At 55.7% G+C, this 21239-nt stretch carries 22 protein-coding genes; 13 read left to right on the top strand and 9 right to left on the bottom strand.

Going from position 1 to position 21239, the window contains the following annotated elements:
* The first annotated feature begins 16 nt into the window (after positions 1–16).
* The 4 genes from G523_RS18610 (at position 17) to G523_RS0108310 (ending at position 3264) form a co-directional block, all read left to right on the top strand.
* Positions 17–1255 (top strand): DUF3089 domain-containing protein, encoded by a 1239-nt coding sequence (locus tag G523_RS18610; protein WP_022694588.1) that lies wholly within the window; start codon positions 17–19, stop codon positions 1253–1255.
* 154 nt (positions 1256–1409) lie between these two features.
* Positions 1410–1874, top strand: coding sequence for a hypothetical protein (locus G523_RS0108320; protein ID WP_022694587.1), 465 nt, complete (start codon positions 1410–1412; stop codon positions 1872–1874).
* A 10-nt stretch (positions 1875–1884) separates the two neighbouring features.
* On the top strand, positions 1885–2097 hold the full coding sequence (locus G523_RS0108315; RefSeq protein ID WP_022694586.1) for a helix-turn-helix transcriptional regulator: 213 nt from the start codon (positions 1885–1887) through the stop codon (positions 2095–2097).
* A gap of 108 nt (positions 2098–2205) precedes the next feature.
* The gene (locus tag G523_RS0108310) at positions 2206–3264 is read left to right on the top strand and encodes a hypothetical protein (RefSeq protein WP_022694585.1); all 1059 of its coding nucleotides are present in this window, start codon (positions 2206–2208) and stop codon (positions 3262–3264) included.
* Positions 3265–3269: 5 nt separating this feature from the next.
* On the opposite strand, the gene G523_RS0108305 is transcribed toward G523_RS0108310, so the two are convergent.
* Positions 3270–4373, bottom strand: coding sequence for a hypothetical protein (locus G523_RS0108305; protein ID WP_027441571.1), 1104 nt, complete (start codon positions 4371–4373; stop codon positions 3270–3272).
* A gap of 218 nt (positions 4374–4591) precedes the next feature.
* Here G523_RS0108305 and purL point away from each other — a divergent pair, with 218 nt between their 5' ends.
* Positions 4592–6832 (top strand): phosphoribosylformylglycinamidine synthase subunit PurL, encoded by a 2241-nt coding sequence (purL, locus tag G523_RS0108300; protein WP_033232947.1) that lies wholly within the window; start codon positions 4592–4594, stop codon positions 6830–6832.
* 123 nt (positions 6833–6955) lie between these two features.
* Positions 6956–7585 (top strand): AIR synthase-related protein, encoded by a 630-nt coding sequence (locus tag G523_RS0108295; RefSeq protein ID WP_022694582.1) that lies wholly within the window; start codon positions 6956–6958, stop codon positions 7583–7585.
* 33 nt (positions 7586–7618) lie between these two features.
* Here G523_RS0108295 and G523_RS0108290 read toward each other — a convergent pair whose 3' ends face one another.
* Positions 7619–8251, bottom strand: coding sequence for a glutathione S-transferase family protein (locus G523_RS0108290; RefSeq protein ID WP_022694581.1), 633 nt, complete (start codon positions 8249–8251; stop codon positions 7619–7621).
* Positions 8252–8396: 145 nt separating this feature from the next.
* On the opposite strand from G523_RS0108290, the gene G523_RS18605 reads away from it, so the two are divergent.
* A complete protein-coding gene (locus G523_RS18605) occupies positions 8397–9701 on the top strand; it encodes a serine hydrolase domain-containing protein (protein ID WP_022694580.1) in 1305 nt (434 codons plus the stop codon).
* 108 nt (positions 9702–9809) lie between these two features.
* Complete coding sequence (locus G523_RS0108280; RefSeq protein WP_022694579.1) at positions 9810–10991, top strand: PQQ-dependent sugar dehydrogenase; 1182 nt, start codon at positions 9810–9812, stop codon at positions 10989–10991.
* A gap of 39 nt (positions 10992–11030) precedes the next feature.
* On the opposite strand, the gene G523_RS0108275 is transcribed toward G523_RS0108280, so the two are convergent.
* Both G523_RS0108275 and G523_RS0108270 read right to left on the bottom strand, forming a co-directional pair.
* The gene (locus G523_RS0108275) at positions 11031–11801 is read right to left on the bottom strand and encodes a hypothetical protein (RefSeq protein WP_233347277.1); all 771 of its coding nucleotides are present in this window, start codon (positions 11799–11801) and stop codon (positions 11031–11033) included.
* A gap of 120 nt (positions 11802–11921) precedes the next feature.
* Positions 11922–12539, bottom strand: a complete 618-nt coding sequence (locus G523_RS0108270) for a porin family protein (RefSeq protein ID WP_022694577.1) — start codon at positions 12537–12539, stop codon at positions 11922–11924.
* A 630-nt stretch (positions 12540–13169) separates the two neighbouring features.
* Here G523_RS0108270 and G523_RS0108265 point away from each other — a divergent pair.
* On the top strand, positions 13170–15089 hold the full coding sequence (locus tag G523_RS0108265) for a M2 family metallopeptidase (RefSeq protein WP_022694576.1): 1920 nt from the start codon (positions 13170–13172) through the stop codon (positions 15087–15089).
* 59 nt (positions 15090–15148) lie between these two features.
* Here G523_RS0108265 and G523_RS18600 read toward each other — a convergent pair whose 3' ends face one another.
* The 3 genes from G523_RS18600 to G523_RS20905 form a co-directional block, all read right to left on the bottom strand.
* Positions 15149–16009: a peptidylprolyl isomerase gene (locus tag G523_RS18600; protein ID WP_022694575.1), complete on the bottom strand. Its 861-nt coding sequence runs from the start codon at positions 16007–16009 to the stop codon at positions 15149–15151.
* Between the two features lie 66 nt (positions 16010–16075).
* Positions 16076–16798: a hypothetical protein gene (locus tag G523_RS0108255; protein ID WP_022694574.1), complete on the bottom strand. Its 723-nt coding sequence runs from the start codon at positions 16796–16798 to the stop codon at positions 16076–16078.
* Positions 16795–16944, bottom strand: a complete 150-nt coding sequence (locus G523_RS20905; protein WP_022694573.1) for a hypothetical protein — start codon at positions 16942–16944, stop codon at positions 16795–16797. Before G523_RS20905 ends, G523_RS0108255 begins: the two co-directional genes overlap by 4 nt.
* A 30-nt stretch (positions 16945–16974) precedes the next feature.
* On the opposite strand from G523_RS20905, the gene G523_RS20900 reads away from it, so the two are divergent.
* Entirely contained in the window at positions 16975–17112 is a 138-nt protein-coding gene (locus G523_RS20900; RefSeq protein ID WP_155802620.1) for a hypothetical protein, read from the top strand.
* A gap of 46 nt (positions 17113–17158) precedes the next feature.
* On the top strand, positions 17159–17593 hold the full coding sequence (locus G523_RS0108245; protein WP_022694572.1) for a hypothetical protein: 435 nt from the start codon (positions 17159–17161) through the stop codon (positions 17591–17593).
* A gap of 3 nt (positions 17594–17596) precedes the next feature.
* On the opposite strand, the gene G523_RS0108240 is transcribed toward G523_RS0108245, so the two are convergent.
* Both G523_RS0108240 and G523_RS0108230 read right to left on the bottom strand, forming a co-directional pair.
* Positions 17597–18142, bottom strand: coding sequence for a cytochrome c (locus tag G523_RS0108240; protein ID WP_022694571.1), 546 nt, complete (start codon positions 18140–18142; stop codon positions 17597–17599).
* 914 nt (positions 18143–19056) lie between these two features.
* Positions 19057–19434: a peptide chain release factor 3 gene (locus G523_RS0108230; protein WP_022694569.1), complete on the bottom strand. Its 378-nt coding sequence runs from the start codon at positions 19432–19434 to the stop codon at positions 19057–19059.
* Positions 19435–19775: 341 nt separating this feature from the next.
* Between G523_RS0108230 and G523_RS0108225 the strand changes: the two genes are divergently transcribed.
* On the top strand, positions 19776–20444 hold the full coding sequence (locus tag G523_RS0108225; RefSeq protein ID WP_022694568.1) for a hypothetical protein: 669 nt from the start codon (positions 19776–19778) through the stop codon (positions 20442–20444).
* A 42-nt stretch (positions 20445–20486) separates the two neighbouring features.
* On the top strand, positions 20487–21212 hold the full coding sequence (locus G523_RS0108220; RefSeq protein ID WP_022694567.1) for a trypsin-like peptidase domain-containing protein: 726 nt from the start codon (positions 20487–20489) through the stop codon (positions 21210–21212).
* Positions 21213–21239 lie beyond the last annotated feature (27 nt).

The raw sequence follows: 21239 nt of genomic DNA, 5'->3' as shown, positions 1-21239 counted from the left end.
GGGAGGAGAGAGAAAAATGATTCTACGAACAACAGGCCTTGCCCTGCTGATGGCATCGCTTGCGGCATGCGGCGGCGACGCACCAGCACCGGAAACGCCAGCTGAACCACCTGCAGCCGAAGCACCGGCACCAGAAGCTGAAGCGCCGGTCGAACAAGCCCGCATCACTGAAGACGGCCACGCTAATTATGCAAACACAGATAACTGGCTCTGCCTGCCTGAAACAGCCGGCAATGACGCGTGCTCACCTGACTTGAGCACAACAGTCGTCGACGTTGTGGATGGCGAAGTCGTTGTTTCCACAGAAGGCTACACGCCAGCAGCCGATCCAGCGGTCGACTGCTTCTACGTCTACCCGACAGCATCCACCGATCAGGGCGGAAACTCCGACCTCGTTGCAGACCCGGCCGAGATGTTCACGACGGCAGGCCAGTTCGCACGCTTTGGCTCTGTCTGCCGCCAGTTCGCGCCAATGTACCGTCAGGTCACGCTTCGCGCGCTTCGTGCCAACATGGCTGGCCAGCCAATGGAGCAGGACCGAGAACTGCCGCTTCAGGACGTAACAGACGCGTGGAACTACTACCTTGAAAATTACAATGATGGCCGCGGCGTCATCCTCGTAGGTCACTCTCAGGGCTCAAGCGTTATTCAAGGCCTGCTCGCAGCGTCTATCATTGGTACGCCAACTCAAGACCTGATCGTGTCTGCAATGCCAACTGGCATCACCTATCCGACGCAGGAAGACGGCTCGTTCATGGGCATGCCGCCATGTGAAACAGCCGACCAGCTTGGCTGCGTGATCGCATATTCTGCATTCCGTGAAGATGTGCCACCTGCGCCTTCCAGCTTCTTCGGCGTCAACACACCACGCGGCGACGCAATGTGTGTGAACCCTGCAGCTGTCTCCGGCGATAACGGCGTCCTTGATGCATATCTCGGCACTGGTCCTGACCGCGCGGGCGTAGAGCCTGTCTTCGCTGAAGGCGTTGAAGTTGAAACACCGTTCGTGAAACTGCCGGGTCTTCTGACAGCTGAATGCGTATCAACTGACTCGCATAACTACCTCGCGATCAGCATCAACGCTGACCCGAATGATGACCGCACAGACGAGTTCTGGGGCGACATCTTCAATGCAGACGGCACAATCAACGAAGGATGGGGCCTCCACCTTCTCGATATGCACGCGCCGATGGGTAACCTTCTGCGCATTGCGCAGGCCCAGTCTGATGCATGGGTTGCCGCTCACAGCGAGTAAGCGACCAATAATCTGAAACCAGAAGCCGCCGGTGTGTTCACATATCGGCGGTTTTCTTTTGCCCCAAAATGCCAAGCACACTTGTCAAGCGGATAAATTCGTGACAAGTATACTTTTCATATTGAATAACTAGCTTTTCATTCTGGAGGCAAAAATGTTGAATACGCTTCAGCGGATCATCCCGCAGAAAGTCCTGATCGCCATTCTCGTCATCGTCCCGATCGTCTTTCTGTCATCCATGCCATGGCTGAAAGACCAACCAGACTGGGTTGCGCTCACATTGGGCGGGATTGCGACCGCGATCGAGATTTCAGGCTCATGGCTGCTGGTTGCGCGCCAGGAACGCAAAGCAGATGAATGGCAGCTCGGCGCCAATCGTTTCAGCTCTCACTGGGGCGGCCTGATCGGCAGCGGCCTTGTACCGATCATGCTCCTCATCCCACCGGTACAGGACGTGATCTTCTCGTTTGCCCAATGGGTCGATGAGGGAGATGAGCTGACGACAAAAACCGTGCTCATGACATTCCTTCTCGGCTTCGTAACAGTCGTCCTCTTTCAGGGAATCGCGACAGCTATTCTGAACGCAGCATGGCGCAACTGGATGTCCAGAGAAGCGTGAGGTCAGGACGATGAAAAACCGTATCCGGGTGCTCCGCGCAGAACACAGCTGGAGTCAGGCAGAGCTTGCAGACCGCGTCGGCGTCTCCAGAAACTCCATTAATTCCATCGAGAACGGCCGCTTTGATCCGTCCTTGCCGCTAGCGTTCCACATCGCCGATGCATTCGGGCTCACCATCGAAGAGGTGTTCGAGCGCCCTGCGCCTCCGGAGAAAGGCACTTAACTGGCTCATATCGTGACAATGCAGTCATAGAAGGCGCTTCTCTGTATTCTCCCCTTGCAGGCAGAGCGACGGCGTTGTTAGCGTGCGCGCGACCAGCCGGAGACCTATATGCTTTTCAACTTTCGCTCATGCCTGATGTCTGCACTCGCTTTCAGCGCTATTCTGCCAGCCAGCGCACAAGAAGCGCCGCCACCGCCAGAAGAACAGCAACAGGCGAACACCAGCGAAATGCTGACAAACTGGCTGATGATCGATGTTCTGGATCGAAACTGCCGCATTTTCGGCCTGACAGACCGTGTCGCGCTCACCCGTGAGATCGGTGCTTACACGCGCGTCTGGCGGGCAAGTCAGGGCGCGGCGACGCCGGATGCATTGCTCGCTAATCTGACCGGCCTGACCGAAACAGCTGTTGAGCGCGCTGAAGAGATCAATTGCGACGACGCCATGAACTATCTGTTTCAGGCGCGCCGCGAATATTTCCGCTCCCTGCTCGCGCAGATCGTCAGCGCCGCTGGTAATGAAAGCTGGGATAGCGAGCCGGACGCCATCAAAGCCTCATGGCAAGCGCTTGTGAACGAAATCGGTGGCTTTTTCGGCGGTGAGGAATTCAACCGGCTACGCAGTATTTTCGAGGCTGAAGTGGAAGGCGCAGACCTCGACCGCGAAGAACTCTGGTCACAGCTTCGCCCGATCCTGTTCGCAACGCACTGGCAGCTTTCTGTCGCTGAAGACGGCTTTTCCGTCTATCCGCAGCGTCAGGCGGGTGGCCAGTTCAACTATGTCTTCACCCGTAACGAAACCGAGGAAGACCTGCCCTACTCCATCACTGCGCCGACGGAGATTGCCGTAAGCGGAGAGGACGGCCAACCACACGCGCTTCTGTCAGCAACCGGCAAAAGCGATGACGACCGCGTCGTTGTCTTCCTGCAGAAATATGATTCATCAGCTCAGCCAAACGAGCTGAATGCTGGCATGCTCGTTCAGCAGCCCGCCCAGGCTGGTATAGCTCCGTCTCTTCGCAGCTTTGACGCCGAACCTCTGCCGGAAGCAGACTGCCCGACAGACTTCTGCTTCATCTTCCCAGCTGAAGCGACACCGCCGACAGACAATGCCCAGAACCGCGCGATCCAGCTGGTCTTCACACCAGCAACCGAAGAAGCTGAATAATCAAGCTAGCGGCGTACCCGAAGTACTTCGGGGCGTCGCAGCGCGAAGAAAAAGTCGCTATCGAACGGGCCTTCCGACCAATTGCCCGGCAGATCATCGACTCGCGATTGCATGTGCGCACTGTGATAGTCGCGCTCGCGCAGCATCCATCCTGCAGGAACATTATCTGCCAGCGACTGTGTGATCACTCGGCGGCGCACGCGCGCCGCGCCTGACACTTTGGCAAGTTGAACGGCTGCGTCGAGCATATCCGCATCACTGACGGCGCTTTCATCGAGGCTGACCATGTCCTCAATCTCCAGCGCGGAGGCCGAGAACATATCATCCTTGGCAAGCGACACCGCGAGCAGCGCAACCAGAGTGCCCTCACGGATCACACCAAGCAGACGCATAGCGTCATGATAATCCGGGTCAGCAAGGCGATAGCGCCAGATCTCAGAAGACCGATTGGGCTGAAGCGTTGCTCCGGACTGAAGCGCCGCATTAAAGGCATCGAGCAGATCGGACATAGACGGGTCTGCCGGATCAATCATGGTAAAGCTGGCGAACTCACCGGCTTTCGGTAGCGCTTTCACCCCGCGTTCGAGATGTTGCCAACCCGATGCGATCATCTGGAATGGACTGTTTTTGAACGCATTGTAAATTCGCGAGCGCAGAAGCGCGCTCCAGCGGACGGGCTTTTCAAGGAAAAGACGGCCCAACTCACCCCGCCATGGAAAAGCATTTACATGCGGGTACATAGGGGCAGAGAGCGCATTGTTGTTGAGTGTGTTCGCTGCATCCGCGCCATGAAATATCAGCATGTGACGCAGCAATTTCAGACCAAGACCGGGTTTAGCCTGGCGGGAAATGAACGTGTGCGCTGACACCATGCTCCGCTCTGTCGCGCCACTCTTATAGGCCCTGCGCTGCGTGCACAGAAACGCTTCTGCGCGCCCCTCTTTCATTGCGACATAGCCTGCCGGCTCATTGCCCTGTTCGGGGCTATCGAACAAGACCCATCGCCAGCCTTCCAGCGACCGGGCCGGAAAACCGCAAATCTCGTTCAGCTCCACCAGATCGGGCAGGTGCGATGGACTGACGGGTAAAATTTCGACCTTAGACGGCAACAGCCTGATAACCCACACAAACGACGTTCATAAGCCGGTTTAACACGCACGCCTTAAGCGAGCCTTGCCAGCAATACCGCTTTTTCGACACGATCACCGAATTTAAGCGTTAAACAGGAGGAATTCGGGCACATTTCTTACTTCCGAATCCGGCCGTTCCCCGTTAAAGAGCGCGTATGACTGATACCACCGACCTCTCCGCCAAAATCGTCACTGCCATGCAGACCGTCCAGAACCAGTCGGATGCTGCCGAACATGGCATCAATACCGAAGAATGGGATCGCCTGATCACACGTCTCGGCAGACACCCTAATCTGGTGGAACTGGGCATCTATTCGGTGATGTGGTCGGAGCATTGCTCTTACAAATCTTCACGCCGGCACCTCTCCAAATTCCCGACAAAGAATGAGTTCGTCATTCAGGGTCCGGGCGAGAACGCTGGTGTCATCGATATTGGCGACGGTCAGGCGGCCATCTTCAAAATGGAGAGCCACAACCACCCGTCTTACATCGAGCCTTATCAGGGCGCGGCGACAGGTGTTGGCGGTATCCTGCGCGACGTATTCACAATGGGTGCGCGGCCGATCGCACTGGTCAACGCGCTGCGTTTTGGTGAGCCGGATCACCCGAAAACACGCTCTCTGGTGGCCGGCGTCGTTCACGGTATTGGCGGCTATGGTAACTGCGTCGGCGTCCCGACTGTTGCGGGTGAAACCCAGTTTGACGCTGGCTATAACGGCAACATCCTCGTCAACGCCATGGCTGTTGGCCTCGCTGATCAGGACAAGATTTTCTACGCACGCGGCGCAACACCGGGCAACCCGATCTTCTATGTTGGCTCTAAAACCGGCCGCGACGGTATTCACGGCGCGACAATGGCGTCTGCAGAATTCTCTGAAGGTGACGAAGAGAAACGCCCAACCGTTCAGGTTGGCGACCCGTTCACAGAGAAGCTTCTCATCGAAGCCTGCCTTGAGCTGATGGAAACCGACGCTATTCAGGCCATTCAGGATATGGGCGCGGCTGGCCTCACCTCCTCTTCTGTCGAGATGGCAGACAGCGGCGGCGAGAATGGCGAAGGCATTGGCGTTGAGATGGATCTCGACAAAGTGCCTCAGCGCGAAGAAGGCATGACAGCCTATGAAATCATGCTGTCTGAAAGCCAGGAGCGTATGCTCATGGTCCTCAAGCCGGGCAAGGAAGCTGTCGCCAAAGCGATCTTCGACAAATGGGACCTCGACGCTGAAGTCATCGGCATGACGACTGACACAGGCCGTCTCGTGCTGAAGCAACATGGCGAAGTCGTCTGCGACATCCCTGTTGCGCCACTGGCTGACGACGCACCAAACTATGACCGTCCTTGGAACGAGCCGCCAAAGCGTGCGCCGTTCGATCTGTCAAAATACGCAGAACCAGCTGACTTTGCAGACGTGCTTCTGAAGCTCATGTCCTGCCCGGATATGGCGTCCAAGCGCTGGGTCTGGGAACAGTATGACCGCCACGTTATGGGCGATACGGTCGACAGCTCTACATCTGGCGGCGACGCGGCTATCGTCCGTATTCACGGCACAAACAAAGCCCTCGCCATCTGTTCAGACTGTAACCCGCACTATGTCGCGGCAGACCCGTTTGAAGGCGGTAAAGGCGTTGTCGCGGAAGCGTATCGCAATCTTTCAGCGGTTGGCGCAAAGCCGATTGCGATCACCGACAATCTCAATTTCGGCAACCCTGAAAAGCCGAACACAATGGGCTATATCGTGAAAGCGATTGAGGGCATGGCGGCTGCCTGTGGCGAGCTGAACTTCCCTGTCGTGTCCGGTAACGTCTCTCTCTACAACGAGACTGACGGCGTTGCGATCCCGCCTACCCCTGTTGTTGGCGGCGTTGGCCTTATTGAAGACGTAACCAAAGTTGCAACGCTTAAAGGCGCACAAGCCGGTGACAAGCTGGTCCTTCTCAGCGAGACCCAGCCTCACCTTGGCGCGTCTCTCTATGCGCGCGAATGGCTTGGCCTGAAAGGCGAAGAGCTCGGCCCACCACCTTCCGCTATGCTGGACACTGAGATCGACAATGGCGAGTTCATCCGCAAGCTGATCAGCCAGGGCGTCGTCAATGCCGTGCATGACGTGTCTGATGGCGGCATTGCGTGTGCTGCGGCTGAAATGGCACTCGCTGGCGGCGTAGGTGTATCCTTCTGCGGCACAGAACCGGGCGAAGGCTCAGAGCTGACCCAACTCTTTGGCGAGCGCCCTGCAAGCTATCTGATTGCCGTCAATGACGACCAGTGGGTTAAGTGGGATTCCAAAGGCTTCCTGCCGACAGTTCTGGGCAAGTTTGAAGGTGACAGCATCACCCTCAAAACCGGCGTCAGCCCGAACATTGTAGACCACACCATCACGCTCGAAGCGCTTCGCGATGCGCATGAAGGCTGGATGCCACGCTATATGGCTGGGGCGTAGTCCAACGGGAATGGTGCGCTCTCCCCCTTGAAAAGGGGGAGCTGGAGGGGATCAGAAAGCGGACACCAGCTTTGCCCTTTAGAGGATGACAATTTCGCCCGCCTGCCCCAGTGTCACTCCGGTATGACCTTCGACATCTCCAAATATCCTGAGCCGGAAGACTATGGCGAGGTTCTCCTCCGCCTGATGGCCTCCCCGCATCGTCGCCCCGCCCCGGTCTTTCCGGGAGTAGAAAGCCTGCCGGACGCACAGCCTGGCGATGTGCTGATCCAGATCGGTGAAACCAAAGGTCATTTGGGCGCATCACTTTATTCGCGTGAATGGCTGGGCCTGAAAGACGATGAGTTAGGTCCTCCACCGCCGGTGGATCTGGCGGTTGAGAAGAAAAATGCTGACTTCGTTCACTCGCTTATCGAACAGGGCTTCGTGAACGCCGTTCTTGATATCAGGGATGGCGGCATTGCTTGTGCTGTTGCTGAAATGGCGTTGGCGAGTGGGATTGGCGTCGCTTTTGACTACTGCATTGACGAGCCATGGAGGGCATTTGAGGAAATCAATGGCGTGTTCCTGCTGGCTGTCAAAAGAAAACGCACTGATCATATTATCGATCTATCAAGACAGCAGAATATCCATGCTGAAGACTTGATGACCTACTTTGGAGGGGACGAAATTTCGTTCGATACACATGGTGCTCTCGATCATGGTTGGAACCTGACCCTCTCGTCCCTGCGCGAGGCCATCAATGCTGGATGACACGCCTCACGGCGGGAGAGTAAACCTCGCCAGCTAGAGTACTTCTGCAGCCGGCTTTTGCGCGTCTTTAGCGCGCTTGAAAGCCGGTCGTGCGCTCATCCTGTCCCAATAGGTCTGCAGCGTGTCAGGTAGCGGCTTCAGGATATCCAGCGCCTGCGCCAGCAACAGCGCATAAGTCACAGACACATCCGCCGCCGTGAACCGGTCCGCCGCGACATAGTCATGACTGGCAAGACGCGTCTCGAGCGCTGTCAGACGCCCCAGAAACCATTTCGCATAGGCTTCTGCGACGACGGGTTGGCGCCGCTCTTCCGGCTCAAGGCGGGTGTATCTCAGCACCAGCGTTTGCGGGAATGTCAACGTCGCCTCACCGTAATGAAGCGCGTTGAGATAAGCGCCGATTTCTGGTTCATCGGGCCCCACATGCAGCTCTTTCGGCCCATACTTTGCCGCCAGATATTCGCAAATCGCTGCGGACTCGGTCATGCGCGTATCGCCATCGATCAGGAGCGGAATTGTGCCGAGCGGGTTCTCTTCCAGATACTCAGGCTTCTTCCAACGGGGCGGAAACGGAAGCAGCTCCAGCTCATAGTCCAGCCCGCATTCTTCCAGCATCCAGAGCGCCCGGAATGAGCGTGCATCGCGGCAGTGATAAAGCCTGATCATATTGTTCCTCCCGTTTTCGCCCATGGGGCCACGGAAAGCGCCCCGTCGCAACACTCTCCTAGCGTCACTCAACTCTTGCACGCATCCATGCTCCCGCTCATACTCAACTACATAAATGAGGGGGAACACCCCAAGGGAGGACATTATGAATACCAGATTGCTCGGCGGCGTCGCGCTCGCCGCTATGCTTGCTATCACGGCCTGTTCCCAATCAGAGCCGACTGCGCCAGAACCAGAAACTCATGCAGAAACAGAAACTGCCGCGCCGCCCTCCGGTCGTGTGCATGGCGTAGACACGGTCGTGCCGGAAAGCGTCGGCTTTGCATCTGACCGCCTTGCTGCACTGGACGCTGACTATCAGGCCCTCGTCGATGAAGGAAAGCTGGCAGGCTATGTCTGGCTGGTGTCGCGTCACGGCCAGATTGCGGATTTCAACACCTATGGCGTCACGAATTACGACACGCAGGCGCCGATGCGGCACGATACGATTTTCCGTATCGCCTCCATGACCAAGCCGATCACCGGTGTTGCCATGATGATGCTGTATGAAGACGGCCTCTGGCAGATGGACGATCCTGTATCCGATTATATCCCGGAATTTGCAGACCTCGTCGTCGCTACTGAAGATGGCGGTACAGAACCAATGGCGAGCCCGATGACCATGGCACAGCTCATGTCTCACTCGGCAGGCTTTGGCGTTTCAGCCGTTTATGCGGACAACAATCTTCAGGCAACCGATCTGCAGGGCATGATCGATACGCTGGCAGAGCTGCCGCTTGTTTCACAGCCGGGTACGGCCTGGGATTACGGCCCGAGCGTGAACGTCCAGGGTTATATCGTCGAGCAACTTTCCGGCATGACGCTGGAACAGTTCTTTGAAACGCGCATTTTCGAACCGCTTGGCATGGACGACACAGGCTTCTGGGTTCCAGCTGACCAGCAGGAACGCGTGACACGTATCTTTGATTACGCAGACGATGGCTCGCTCTTCATGATGGATGAGCGCGCGCAGAATGAAAGCCCAAAATTCCTGTCCGGCAGTGGCGGCCTGTTCTCTACTCCGCTCGACTATTGGGCCTTCACACAAATGCTGCAGGGCGAAGGCGAATATAATGGCGCACGCCTGCTGCAGCCGGAAACCGTCGAGCTGATGCGTCAGAACGTGCTGGATGACGGTGTGCCAGTCGACCTTTACGGGCCGGATATGCCGGGCATTGGCTTCGGCATGGATTTCGCTGTGGTGATGGATGAAGACATTGCTGACGGATCCCAAAGCACCGGCTCATATTACTGGGGCGGCTTCTTCGGCACGAGCTTCTGGATCGACCCGGTTGAAGATCTCGTCTTCGTGGCGATGATCCAGAACAATAACGGCTCCAATCCGTATCGCGGCACTCCGCCTCTGCGCGAAATGGCCGTTGAAGCCGTCTATGAGGCGCTGGAAGAGTAAAATCTCTGGCAACGGCGCGGATCACAGTTTTGTTAGAAATTGGAACCGCGCCGCTCACCAGACTATCTTTCTGTAGAGTTTCACTGATCTCACACGGAAAGGCCCCGAATGACCTCCAGTTTTCGAACCCTCGCCCTCACAACAGCTCTTGGCGCAGCGCTCTCCGCAACCGCTTTTGCAGATGATCACACCGAAGCCTTTGAGGTGACAGGCAGTGACGGCGTCACGCTGAACGCAGAGCCGCTGGAAAGCTTCGAAAACCCGTGGGCCATGACATTCCTGCCAGATGGCCACGCGCTGGTGACGGAACAGGGCGGCGCGCTCTGGCTCCTCAACGCCGATGGCACCAAGCATTCTGAAGTCGGCAATGTGCCAGACGTCGTGATGCGCAATCAGGGCGGTCTGGGTGACATCATCATCCACCCGGACTTTGCAGAGAACAGCCAGGTCTTTCTGTCCTATGTCGCGCGCGATCCACAAAATGACGAGCTGAGCGGCGCTGTCGTAGAGCGCGCAGAACTCGTTGAGACCGGTGACGGTTTTGAACTGACCGAACGCACAATCATCTGGGAGCAATCACCGATGATGCGCGGCAATGGACACTATTCCCACCGCCTTGCAATTGCACCGGACGGCAATCTGATCATAACCTCCGGCGACAGACAGCACTTCACGCCTGCGCAGAACATGTCGATGAATCTGGGCAAAACGATCCGCATCACCACCGATGGCGAACCGCTTGAAGACAACCCGTTCTATGGTGAAGGCGGCGTCGCTGATACCATATGGTCACTCGGTCACCGCAATATGCTGGGCATAGATTTTGACGCTCAGGGCCGGATGTGGGTGCAGGAAATGGGCCCGCGCCATGGTGACGAGCTGAACCTTGTGCATCGCGCAGAAAACTATGGCTATCCGGTCGTTTCCGAAGGTGACCACTATAACGGCACCGAGATTCCAGATCATGCTGACATTCCAATCTATTCAGCCCCGATTGTATCCTGGGTGCCAGCGATCAGTCCGGCCGGCCTGATTGTCTATGATGGCGACCTGTTCGCTGACTGGACCGGTGACATCTTTATCGGCGGCCTCTCATCTCAGGCGTTGGTCCGCGTAGAGATTACGGACGAAACGAACGAGCGCGGCCGCTCCAGCACGACCGGCGAAGAAGCAGGCCGATATGAATGGGAAGAGCGCATTCGTGAGGTCGAAGAAGGCCCTGATGGCGCAATCTACGTTCTGGAAGATGAAGAAGGCGGACGCCTCATTCGCCTGACACCGGCCGGATAAAACAAAAGCCCCGCTTCGGCGGGGCTTTTTCGTTTCGATCTATAGCGAAAGCGGCGTTTCCATATGGCGCGCATACATCATGTCGCGGTGCTTTAAGAGGATCGGGTCAAGCGCGGCATCCGTTGAGGAGTCGGATGAACTGAAAGCGAGACGTGTCCGCTCCCGCATCGCGCAAACCTCTTCCGGCAACGGCTTGAACATGGCCATGACAGCGGCGCTGTAGAAATCGACACAGCTTGGCGCATTACCAAGATAATAATCCGAGCCCGCCTCTTCCTGCACACGCAGCTGATTGGCAAACATGAGAAGCAGGTCCGTCACACGCTGAGACGCAGTCTCGCCTTCGGCTTCTGAGTAGCCGTATTTAGCGGCCAGATAGTCGGCAGCGGGTCCGACAAATCCGCCTTGTCCCGTCAGCCCCATATGCACCATTTGAAGCCGGCGCATATCAGCAAGGCCGCCCTGCCCCATCAGCTCATGCGAGAGGCCGATCGCCAGCGCGCGGTCACGCGTTGCCAGCGGCAGCACGGATGGTTCTGGCGCCAGCTTTTCGACCAGCATCAGAAGGTCAACCCAGCCATGGCGGGGCGGCTCATCATTATACATGACCACCGGTGCGCTCTGGCTGCCCGTCCAGCCAGTCTGCGCCTCATCAGCCGGTGTCAGGCGCACAGCCAGCCAGTCTATACCCTTGAAATACAGAAGACCTTTCGCCGCCTCACCCCACGGGCTTGGCACTTCGGACACGACGGTCATCCGCAGGCCGGACGCCTTAATAGCTGCGTCTGTTTCAACATAATTTACTGGCATCTGGCGTCCCTCGAATTCCATATTCGGGCACACTAGCCATGTGTGCAGCTTTTGTTAGCCCTAAAAAGAAAAACCCCTGACGCGGCGACGTCAGGGGCTCTTCCCGATGCTTCGGGTCGGTTAGAACTGGTACCCGACACCAAGCATAACACCATCTGTGTCTGTCTCTTCGAACGAGTAATAGGTGTAGTCACCCTTCAGATACCAGCTATCCGTCAGGTCATACTGGAGACCTGCACCAATGGCCGGGCCTTCACTAGAATCTTCAATGCTCGCCAGTGTTGTGCCACCTGGTGTCTCCACTTCTGCATCAATGTCGATATAGGCGTAACCTGCACGGGCATATGCGCTCAGGCGCTCTGTAACCGGCACGTCGGCGCGGCCATAAATACCGATCAGATAGTTCATCTGAACGTCGCCAGCGGCGGCAATCGTGTCTTCAAAGTCGCCATCATTGTTGTCGTCGAGGTTAAACTCGTCTTCGTCGACATTATAGTCGAACTCGCCATCATCGACGCCTGAAGAGAGCTCACCCTCAACAGAGAACCAGTCATTGAACTGGTAACCGGTGCGGGCGGTGATGCCGTTTGTGTCGACGCCCTGTTCAGCACCGTCCGGCTTAATATCGAGATACTGGTAACCACCTTCTGCATAGAAGCCGGTGTCCTGAGCTGCGGCTGTCTGTGCGCCAAATGCCAGACCGGAAATCGCAGTCGCTGCAAGCAATGCCTTGATCATAATAAACTCCTGTCAGTTGCTTGTCGCCAATAGCGGCGAGATGACAGGGACAACGAGCGCCGGATAAAGGCCGTTCCAATGACATTTTATCCATGTTTTGCCGTCGTAAATAAGCAACGGTTCCATCAAATTTTCAGGCGCGCAAAACGCCTATAACACGCTGAAATATTTATATAATTTCCACCCGTCACAGTGTCGACACAGAATGACAGAATTGCTGCCTCCTCGAATATTACGGAGACTTCATGTCCGGACGCGGGACCGCACCGACCGCACCGACCGCACAATAAAACAACGCATTCGGACAAAATAAGGACAATCATCCAAGCAAATCCGTATTTCAGGTAAATATTTGTACTACAGCGTCAATTGACCATTAATTGTGTCCTGATATAGTCATTGGATAGAACGCGTTTCCCCAACGCTGAACTTTTACACGCTGATTGGTCCCCGGTCCGGGAAAAACCGATCAGCGTTTTTATTTTCCAGATCAAATAATCTGTGCTGCCTGTTAGGCGATGAGCGCAATCAACTGCCATCTTTCTTTGCAGACGGGGCAAAGTTTCTCAGTCAATCTCTTGACCAGATGGCGTGAGTGACGCTTCTTTCTCCGCACATTGGAGGATTACCATGAAAAAACATCTGATTCTGGCGAGCGCCAGCATCATGACCCTCGCGCTCGTCGGTGCCTGCACACCGGAAGCCGAAGAGGCAACGCCTGCACCAGCACCGGCAACGGACACCACTGGCCCGACAGTTGAAGACGCCCGCGCCTTCATCGATAACGCTGAGAGCACACTTGCCCAGCTAAGCCGTGAAACGAGCCCAATCTACTGGGAGCAGGCAACAAACATCACACCGGAAACAAACGCTGCAGCTGCCGAAGCCGGCGCGCGTTCAACAGTTGCCCGGGTCGATTTTGCAAACGCGACACGCGACTATGTTGACCTCGACCTGCCAGAAGACCTGCGACGCAAGCTTCAGATGCTGCAGTCAGGCATGGTTCTTCCTGCACCAACAACCGAAGGCGCGGCGGCAGAGCTCAACACCATCACCGCCGGCCTCGACGCGACCTATTCTACCGGCACTTACGCGTTCCAGAACAACACCGACGAAGTCGCTGCCATTCTGACGGAAGCCTATGAAGGTACAGACTACACCTTCGACATGTCCGCCCTGACGCTGGACGAGCTGTCTACCGTCATCGAAACCTCTCGCAACCCTGAAGTTCTTCAGGAAGCCTGGGAAGGCTGGCGCACGGTTTCACCTGTAATGGCGTCAGAATACGCTCGCATGGTCGAAATCGCGACCGAAGGCGCAAACGAACTCGGTTATGACAACGTCGCTGACATGTGGCTTTCCCAGTACGATATGCCACCGGCAGAGATGGAAGCTGAAGTCCAGCGCCTCTGGCAGCAGGTCTCTCCGCTTTATGACGAACTTCACTGCTATGTTCGCGGCGAGCTGAACGCTGAATACGGAGACGCCGTACAACCGCTCGATGGCCCGATCCGCGCTGACCTGCTCGGCAATATGTGGGCTCAGTCATGGCAGAACATCTATAGCGTTGTCGCGCCTGACGATCTTGCTGGCCCGAGCTATGACCTCACCACACAGCTGCGCGAAAACGACTACACCCCGATCCAGATGGTCGAAACAGGCGAAGCTTTCTTCTCATCTCTTGGTTTCGAACCACTGCCAGATACATTCTGGGAGCGCTCTATGATTGTTCGCCCGCCGGATCGCGACGTTGTCTGCCACGCGTCTGCATGGGACCTCGATGATGAGGAAGACATCCGCATCAAGATGTGTACCGAAGTGAACGCCGAAGACTTCCAGACCGTTCACCACGAGTTGGGTCACAACTATTACCAGCGTGCCTATCGCATTCAGGACCACCTGTTCAAAGAAGGCGCGCATGACGGCTTCCACGAAGCGATTGGTGACTTCGTCGCCCTGTCGATCACGCCATACTATCTGCAACAGATCGGCCTGATCTCTGAAGACCAGGTTCCGGGCGCAGATGCAGACCTCGCGCTTCTGCTTGATACCGCGCTCGACAAGATCGCATTTCTGCCGTTCGCGATCACGGTTGACCAGTGGCGCTGGGGCGTTCTGGACGGCTCTACCGAGCCTGCCAACTATAACGAAGCGTGGTGGGCACTGCGTACAGCCAATCAGGGCATCACACCTCCGGGCCCGCGTCCGGCAGATGCATTCGATCCGGGTGCGAAATACCACATTCCGGGCAACACGCCTTACCTGCGCTACTTCCTCAGCTATATCCTGCAGTTCCAGTTCCACCAGGCTGCGTGCGAAATGGCTGGCTGGGAAGGCCCGCTGCACCGTTGCTCTATCTACGGAAACGAGGAAGTCGGTGAGCGTCTGAATGCAATGCTTGAAATGGGCGCGTCCCAACCATGGCGCGATGCGCTTGAAGCGTTCACAGGCACACGAGAAATGGACGGCTCTGCCATCACCGCTTACTTTGATCCGCTGATCGAATGGATGCGTGAAGAGAACGAAGGTCGCTCTTGCGGCTGGCAGTAAGCCTCACCCTCTCAGATAAAGAAAAGCCCGCTGGTTTCAGCGGGCTTTTTTGTTGAGCTTTACTCGTCGGATATTTCCCGCGCCGGCGTTGAGAAAGCGCAGACATCCAGAATTTCCGGCGGTGTGTTGTAGAAGAACTCATCTGTACGAACGCGCAGACGCGTCTTGTAAGCCTCGAAGTCTTCGCTCGTTGTTTCCAGCACTTCCCAGCGCGGACGCTCCTCTTCAGGGATGTTGACCGCAAGGCGTGCTGTCAGGATTTCATCGCCGCGTTCAGGGCGCTGGATGACACCGCTCTCGATAGCGCGGTCACCGCGTTTCAGCGCCTGAATATGCTCCATACCGAACAGCACACGACCAAACACTGTCAAATTCCGGTCCAAATAGCGTTGCGCATCCAGCACGATGTAGAATTCAGTGCTGCCGCTATCAGGGTCCACATCGCGCGCCATCGCCATAGCGCCCGGACAGTGCAGCAGCCATTCAGTGCCCGCTTCAGGGTTACGCCCCACAGCAAACCCGTCGAGATGGCCAACCAACGGCGCAAACAGGTCTTCATTGCCAAGCGGTACAAAGTCTTCATCGGACGCCATGCGCTCATTCTCGTTCGCAAGCGTTGGATAGACTTCGATCCGCTCTTCGACTTCGAGCCCGCCCTGCGCTACGAAGCCATCAATCACGCGATAGAAGCGCTCGCCGTCATAAATACGGCTCGAAATCAGCTCACGCATTTGCTCGACATGGCCGGGCGCAAAATCCTCATTCAGCTCGATCACAACCTCGCCGCTTTCCAGCGTCATAATGAGCAGGTTTTCCGGATAGACCTCGCGATAGCTGGCGGCTTCATCCTGCTGCGCAACCGCGACCGGCGAAGTGGCGGCAATCAGCGCGACCAGTGATGGAATAAGAAAACGACGCATTATGGGCTCCCCGAGATGTCTCCTGCTGAGAGACTGATCAAAATCGGGCGGACTGGCAAGCTGTGCTTACAGCGCGCCGCGCTCTGACTGTATTGACGCGAGAAAGGCCTCACTCTCTTCCACGAAACGCTCAGCACGCAGGCGCAGCCCCATAATGAAGCTGACCGTCGTCAAAAGCTGAACCTGAAAGCGCGGGTCGGCGCAGGCTTCCTCAATACCTGTCGCCAGAACAAGCCGGGGACTTCCCTCTTCGCCTTCAAAATCAACGCCAACCATCGGACTACGGATCAGATGGTCCATCCACATGAGATTGAAATTGGTGTTGAACTGGTCCTGATCTTCGGTCAGCTGGCCACGATAGCCGCCCATCACCTGCCGGAATTCAGAGGACAGAAGATCAAGCAGCTCGTCACGCCCTAATAGCTCACTGAAGCTGTTGTCTATGAATGACGGTGCGTAATCACGAATGGTGCTGGTAATGGCGATGTTCAGCGCGTCCATCTGCGCTTCGTCAGCTGTGCAGAATTGCAGGACTTCCAGCGCAACCACGCGCTCGTCCTGCTCCTCTTCTATGATCGCAACAAGGTCGTTTGCAATATCGATGTTGGTTCTGACCTCACCCTCAAGGCGTTCCAGAGCCCCAATCAGCCGCGCATTATTCCGGTTCGCCTCATTCCAGTTACCAAGCTGGATACCCAGATACACACCGAGAACAACGATCAGCATCTCGATCAGAACGGTGAACCAATCCTGTTTCCGGATCGACGTAGACAGCCGGCGCATAATCATCGCTGCGCGCCCTCCTCAGCCTCGACCTCTGTGATGAAGTCTCGAATGAGCTGGCGATAAAGATCTGGCCGGCTTGTCGCGCAACCGGCCAGAGCCAGCGCGGACAGTCCGCAAAGTCCGAACAGCAGCTTCGATTTCACATCCATAATCAGCCTCCCCACACCCGAACCAAAAGTATGCATGTATTTCCGCGCATGTCTCCACATCTGGTTACAGCGCAAGACGACTTCCCCATGCTTCGCCGTCCGGAGACAGGACCCACCTATCTCGCGAACCCGTCCAGACCGGTTCGCGCGCTGGGCGTATCTGCTTGAAATCCGCCGCCGATTCTCCAGACTGCGAGACATTCTGGGGATACAAATGACTGCTTTTATTCGCTTTTTGCTTATCGCAATCGGCCTGACGAGCTTAAGCCTCGTGCCGATTTACCGGGGCTATGATTTTTCTCGTGAAGCCGGTGACCTGATCGCGCTCGGGTCGGGCGTTGTGGCTGGGTTGATCATCATCCTGCTCAGCACAATGGAAAAAACGTTCAAAGGCACGCTCGTCGCAGCTGCTTTCCTGTCTCTGATGACGTTGCCTGCTATGGCAGCCATGGCACTTTATATTCGCGGGCCGATGCTTGGCCTTTCAGAAGCCGAGAGCTTCCCAATATTCCGCAGCGTTGTCGTCTTCTGCGTTGGCGCAATCATCCTGCAGGCCTTTGGCCTCACCTGCTATATCAAATCCTTCATTCGCTACGTGAAAGAAGGGCCGGCCTATAAGCGCAACCCTTTCTATCAGGCTGCTGAATAGAGGTTATCTCTGCCCCGGATACCAGAACGCCATATGACAGCCCTTGCAGGTATTATAGAGATTGTCTGACTGGGCGACGAGCAGCGCCGCATCGCGGGTTTCAATCGCCGTCACCGCCAGATCAGCCTCTGCAGCGAAGGCCTCCATCATGGCGCGGAAGCCATCCGGATTGTCGTCGATATTCGCCTGCACCTGCTCTGGCGGCACAAAGCCATTGCCTTCAAAGCCAAGGTCCACGCCCGGCGCAGCCACCACGAAATGCTCCGATGCCGCCAGAAGAAGCGCAGTATCGCGCAGAGCCACTGCACCCTCGCCCATCAGCGTCCATTGTTCTTCGGTGAGCAGAGAGCCATCCAGCTCGCCATTGTCGTCATACGCCCAGAAAGCCGTGTCGCCGTAGTTCTGGAAATCAGGCTGGAAAACGTTGAGCATAGCCTCGTTGACCGTCATCGAAGGCGCAGCCTCATCTGGCGCGCCAGCGTGCGTACACGCGCCGACAATCGCAGCGGTCGCCACCGCAAGACCCGTAAGTTTCAGAGCATGTCTCATGATGCTTTCTCCCCTTTTGGCCAGACTATGACGATACCTCACTAACGCCAACAGGATTCAATGTCGCGCCCGTTTATGTTTCCCGTCTGCCTGATTGCAAGAAGCGAGTATACATCCGTATCGATTTGCTATTTAACGTATAAATTCTGGCAAAGCGTGAATTGAAATTAATGAGTTTAAAGGGCAAAGATCGTCATGAATGGATTAGCTAAAATTAGGCAATTTAGTCTGGTAACGCTGTTCGTTCTGGCAATCAGTGGATGTGTTTCTCCACCACTGAATCAAGACTTCACTTACCCTACTGATGCGCAGCTGCAGGAGAATCAAGCTCTGCTTATTTTCGTTCTCCCACCCCAGCACGCGACATTCTACGGTCTGGATTCCGTAGACATCTCCCGAGCTCAACAAACTAACCGGTCATACACACTTGGCGATTTGCCTCAGCACGGCTCTAGGTTACTGAGAATTGATCCGCAAGAACTTGATAAGGATTTGGTCGCATTTCATGGCGCAGACGGAAATTTTATTGGGTTGTATGGAATCCAGCTCGTGGAGGCAGGTGACTACGCTGTCACAGCCCACTGGGGCGGAGTGCACGAGTTCCGATGCCTAGCGGACAATTCTCCCGTTTTCAGAGTCGCTCCCGGCACAATTAACATTTTGGATGCCTTGCCGTCTTTAGCCATGCGTGGCGGCAACAGAAACCCCGCCGCCGTAAGAACCATTGAAACTCTGTTACCCGAATACATTGCAACAGCGCTTAGTCGGTTCCCTGGCATTTCGGGAGACATCGAATTGGTGACCCCACTCGGAGTAGCCGATTTTGGTCCACCCACGGAGGGTTTCTTTGGAGTCCCATGCGCGTCGAATGATTATTTCGAGCTATTAAGCTTCAGGTCGCGACCCAACGCTTACTAAGCCAATCGCTTTTTCGTGGTCGTGAACTTCAGGTCAGGGTTTTTGTCCATCGTATAGTTCGCATCCCAGGCATCCTTGCCGAGATAGACAGGGTCGCCATCAAGGTCGGTGCCAGACTGGGATTTGTTCTTGTCCATGAAGGCGTCGAGCTTGTCCTGATCGCCCGAAATCCAGCGCGCCACGTTGTACGGCGCTGTCTCGAATTCGACTTCGAGGCCGTACTCTGACTCCACACCCCTCATCATTTCAAGCATCTCAGCCCGGCGATTAAGTTGGGTGACGAAATGATTGGCCAGCAGCGCGATGATCACACCAACCACAACGATTGTCACTTCGAAAAAGAAGGTTTTCCAACCAGCTGCTATACCGGCCATTCGCCTGAAAAATCACATAAGCGCCCCGCCCCATTTCAGCCCAAGTGGAGTATGCACGGTTTTTAGCCAGAGTCTTCAGAATGCGCGCCGCAATGCCGGAAAATTCCGGTCATCATGCATGAACCAAAAAACAATATGAAATATTTAAGACTTCAAATAATTATATTTGTATAACACCTTACATTTTCAATAAAAAGTCCTATTTATATTATACAATATCACCCAACAGGTCTTCAGTTCTCCTATAATTATTTCCATTCAGGGCATTTTATCTGGAAACACAGCGCTTTTATTCAAAATAGCACTGAAAAGCACGGCCTTTCATAGAAAAGGCATTACGAATGACGCTTCATTCCACACCACACGGCTTCACAAGAGGCGGGCTGCTAATCCTGATTTCAGCGCTCACCCTTTTGATTTCGCTTTGCTTACCCCTCACGGCGAATGCATCTCCTCAGGACGAGCGGCTTAACTGGACATGCGATGCCGGATTTCAGCAGGTAAACGGGAACTGTACGCCGGTCTCCGCGCCAGATCACTCCTATCTGACAGGCCTCAGCTATGGTCGAGGATGGGAATGCCACTACGGTTACTCGCGCGAAGAGAATACCTGCGTAGCCATCACCGTACCCGACAACGCCTATCTGGACTATTCCGGCACAAGATGGACATGTTATCGCGGCTATACGCGAAATCGCGACACCTGTACGCTGATTGATCTGCCCGACAACGCATATCTGACCGATTCCGGTTACAATACCGGTTGGGAATGCGAACGTGGTTTTGTCGAAGATGATCTGGCGTGCATTGCCATTGAGGTTCCTGAAAACGGGTATCTGACCAGCAATCGCTATGGTGAGGGCTGGGCATGCGAGCGCGGATACCTTCAGACGGCCCAAAGTTGCGTTGCGGTAGTAATTCCGGAGAATGCGCACCTCAACTATTCCGGCAACGGCTGGGAATGCAATCGCCCTTATTCCAACGCCGATGATCGCTGCGAAATGCCATGAACACATGCACCAAGGTAATGATTTTAAAATGGCGAACGCTACGTGATTGAACCCATACTCATGACGACTGTCCGCATCAGCACCTTCAATGGCACAGCGGGCCTGACCAACGCGACCGGCTTTTTCTTCGAGCATGATGGCGCACTGAAGCTTATAACTTCCCGCCATGTAGTGCTGGATGAAGATACAGATCACCGGCCCGACAGGCTGGAGATCGAGCTACATGTCTCTCGTAAGGATCTTGGGCAATCCACCGGATTTTCTATACCGCTCTATCAGAACGGTCATAACATCTGGCGAGAAGCAAAAGACGAGAACGGGCTGGTTGATCTCGTCGCCATCGATATCGAGAAAAACGCATTGCCTCGCACGGTTGTGTATCAAGCCTTTTCATTCGACCATCTGGCTCCCGCAAATGCACGCGTCGAGCTGGGGTCCACACTGCTGGTAATTGGCTATCCACTTGGCTTTGAGGACACGCTTCACCATTTGCCGGTTGCCCGGCAGGCGGGACTTGCGTCGTCTTTCGGCCTCAGATTCAAGGGTATGGGGTACTTCCTCGCGGATGCCCGCACCCATCGCGGCATTAGCGGCGCACCTGTCGTCATGCGAAAGCCGCATGCCAGGCCGGACGACCCGTTCCCGTGGCAGCTGCTGGGCGTCCATTCAGCTCGGCTCGAAGCCTTTTCCCGCGACCCGGAACATGACGAAATCCTCGGCCTGAATGCCGTCTGGTATGCCGACGCACTGGCTGTGTTCTTTAGCTAACCTCAGTTCGCGAGAACAAAAACACAG

Source organism: Ponticaulis koreensis DSM 19734, assembly GCF_000420665.1.
Taxonomy (GTDB): Bacteria; Pseudomonadota; Alphaproteobacteria; order Caulobacterales; family Hyphomonadaceae; genus Ponticaulis; species Ponticaulis koreensis.
The sequence above is the reverse complement of the archived record's forward strand: the minus strand, read 5'-3'. Positions and strand labels throughout refer to the sequence as shown.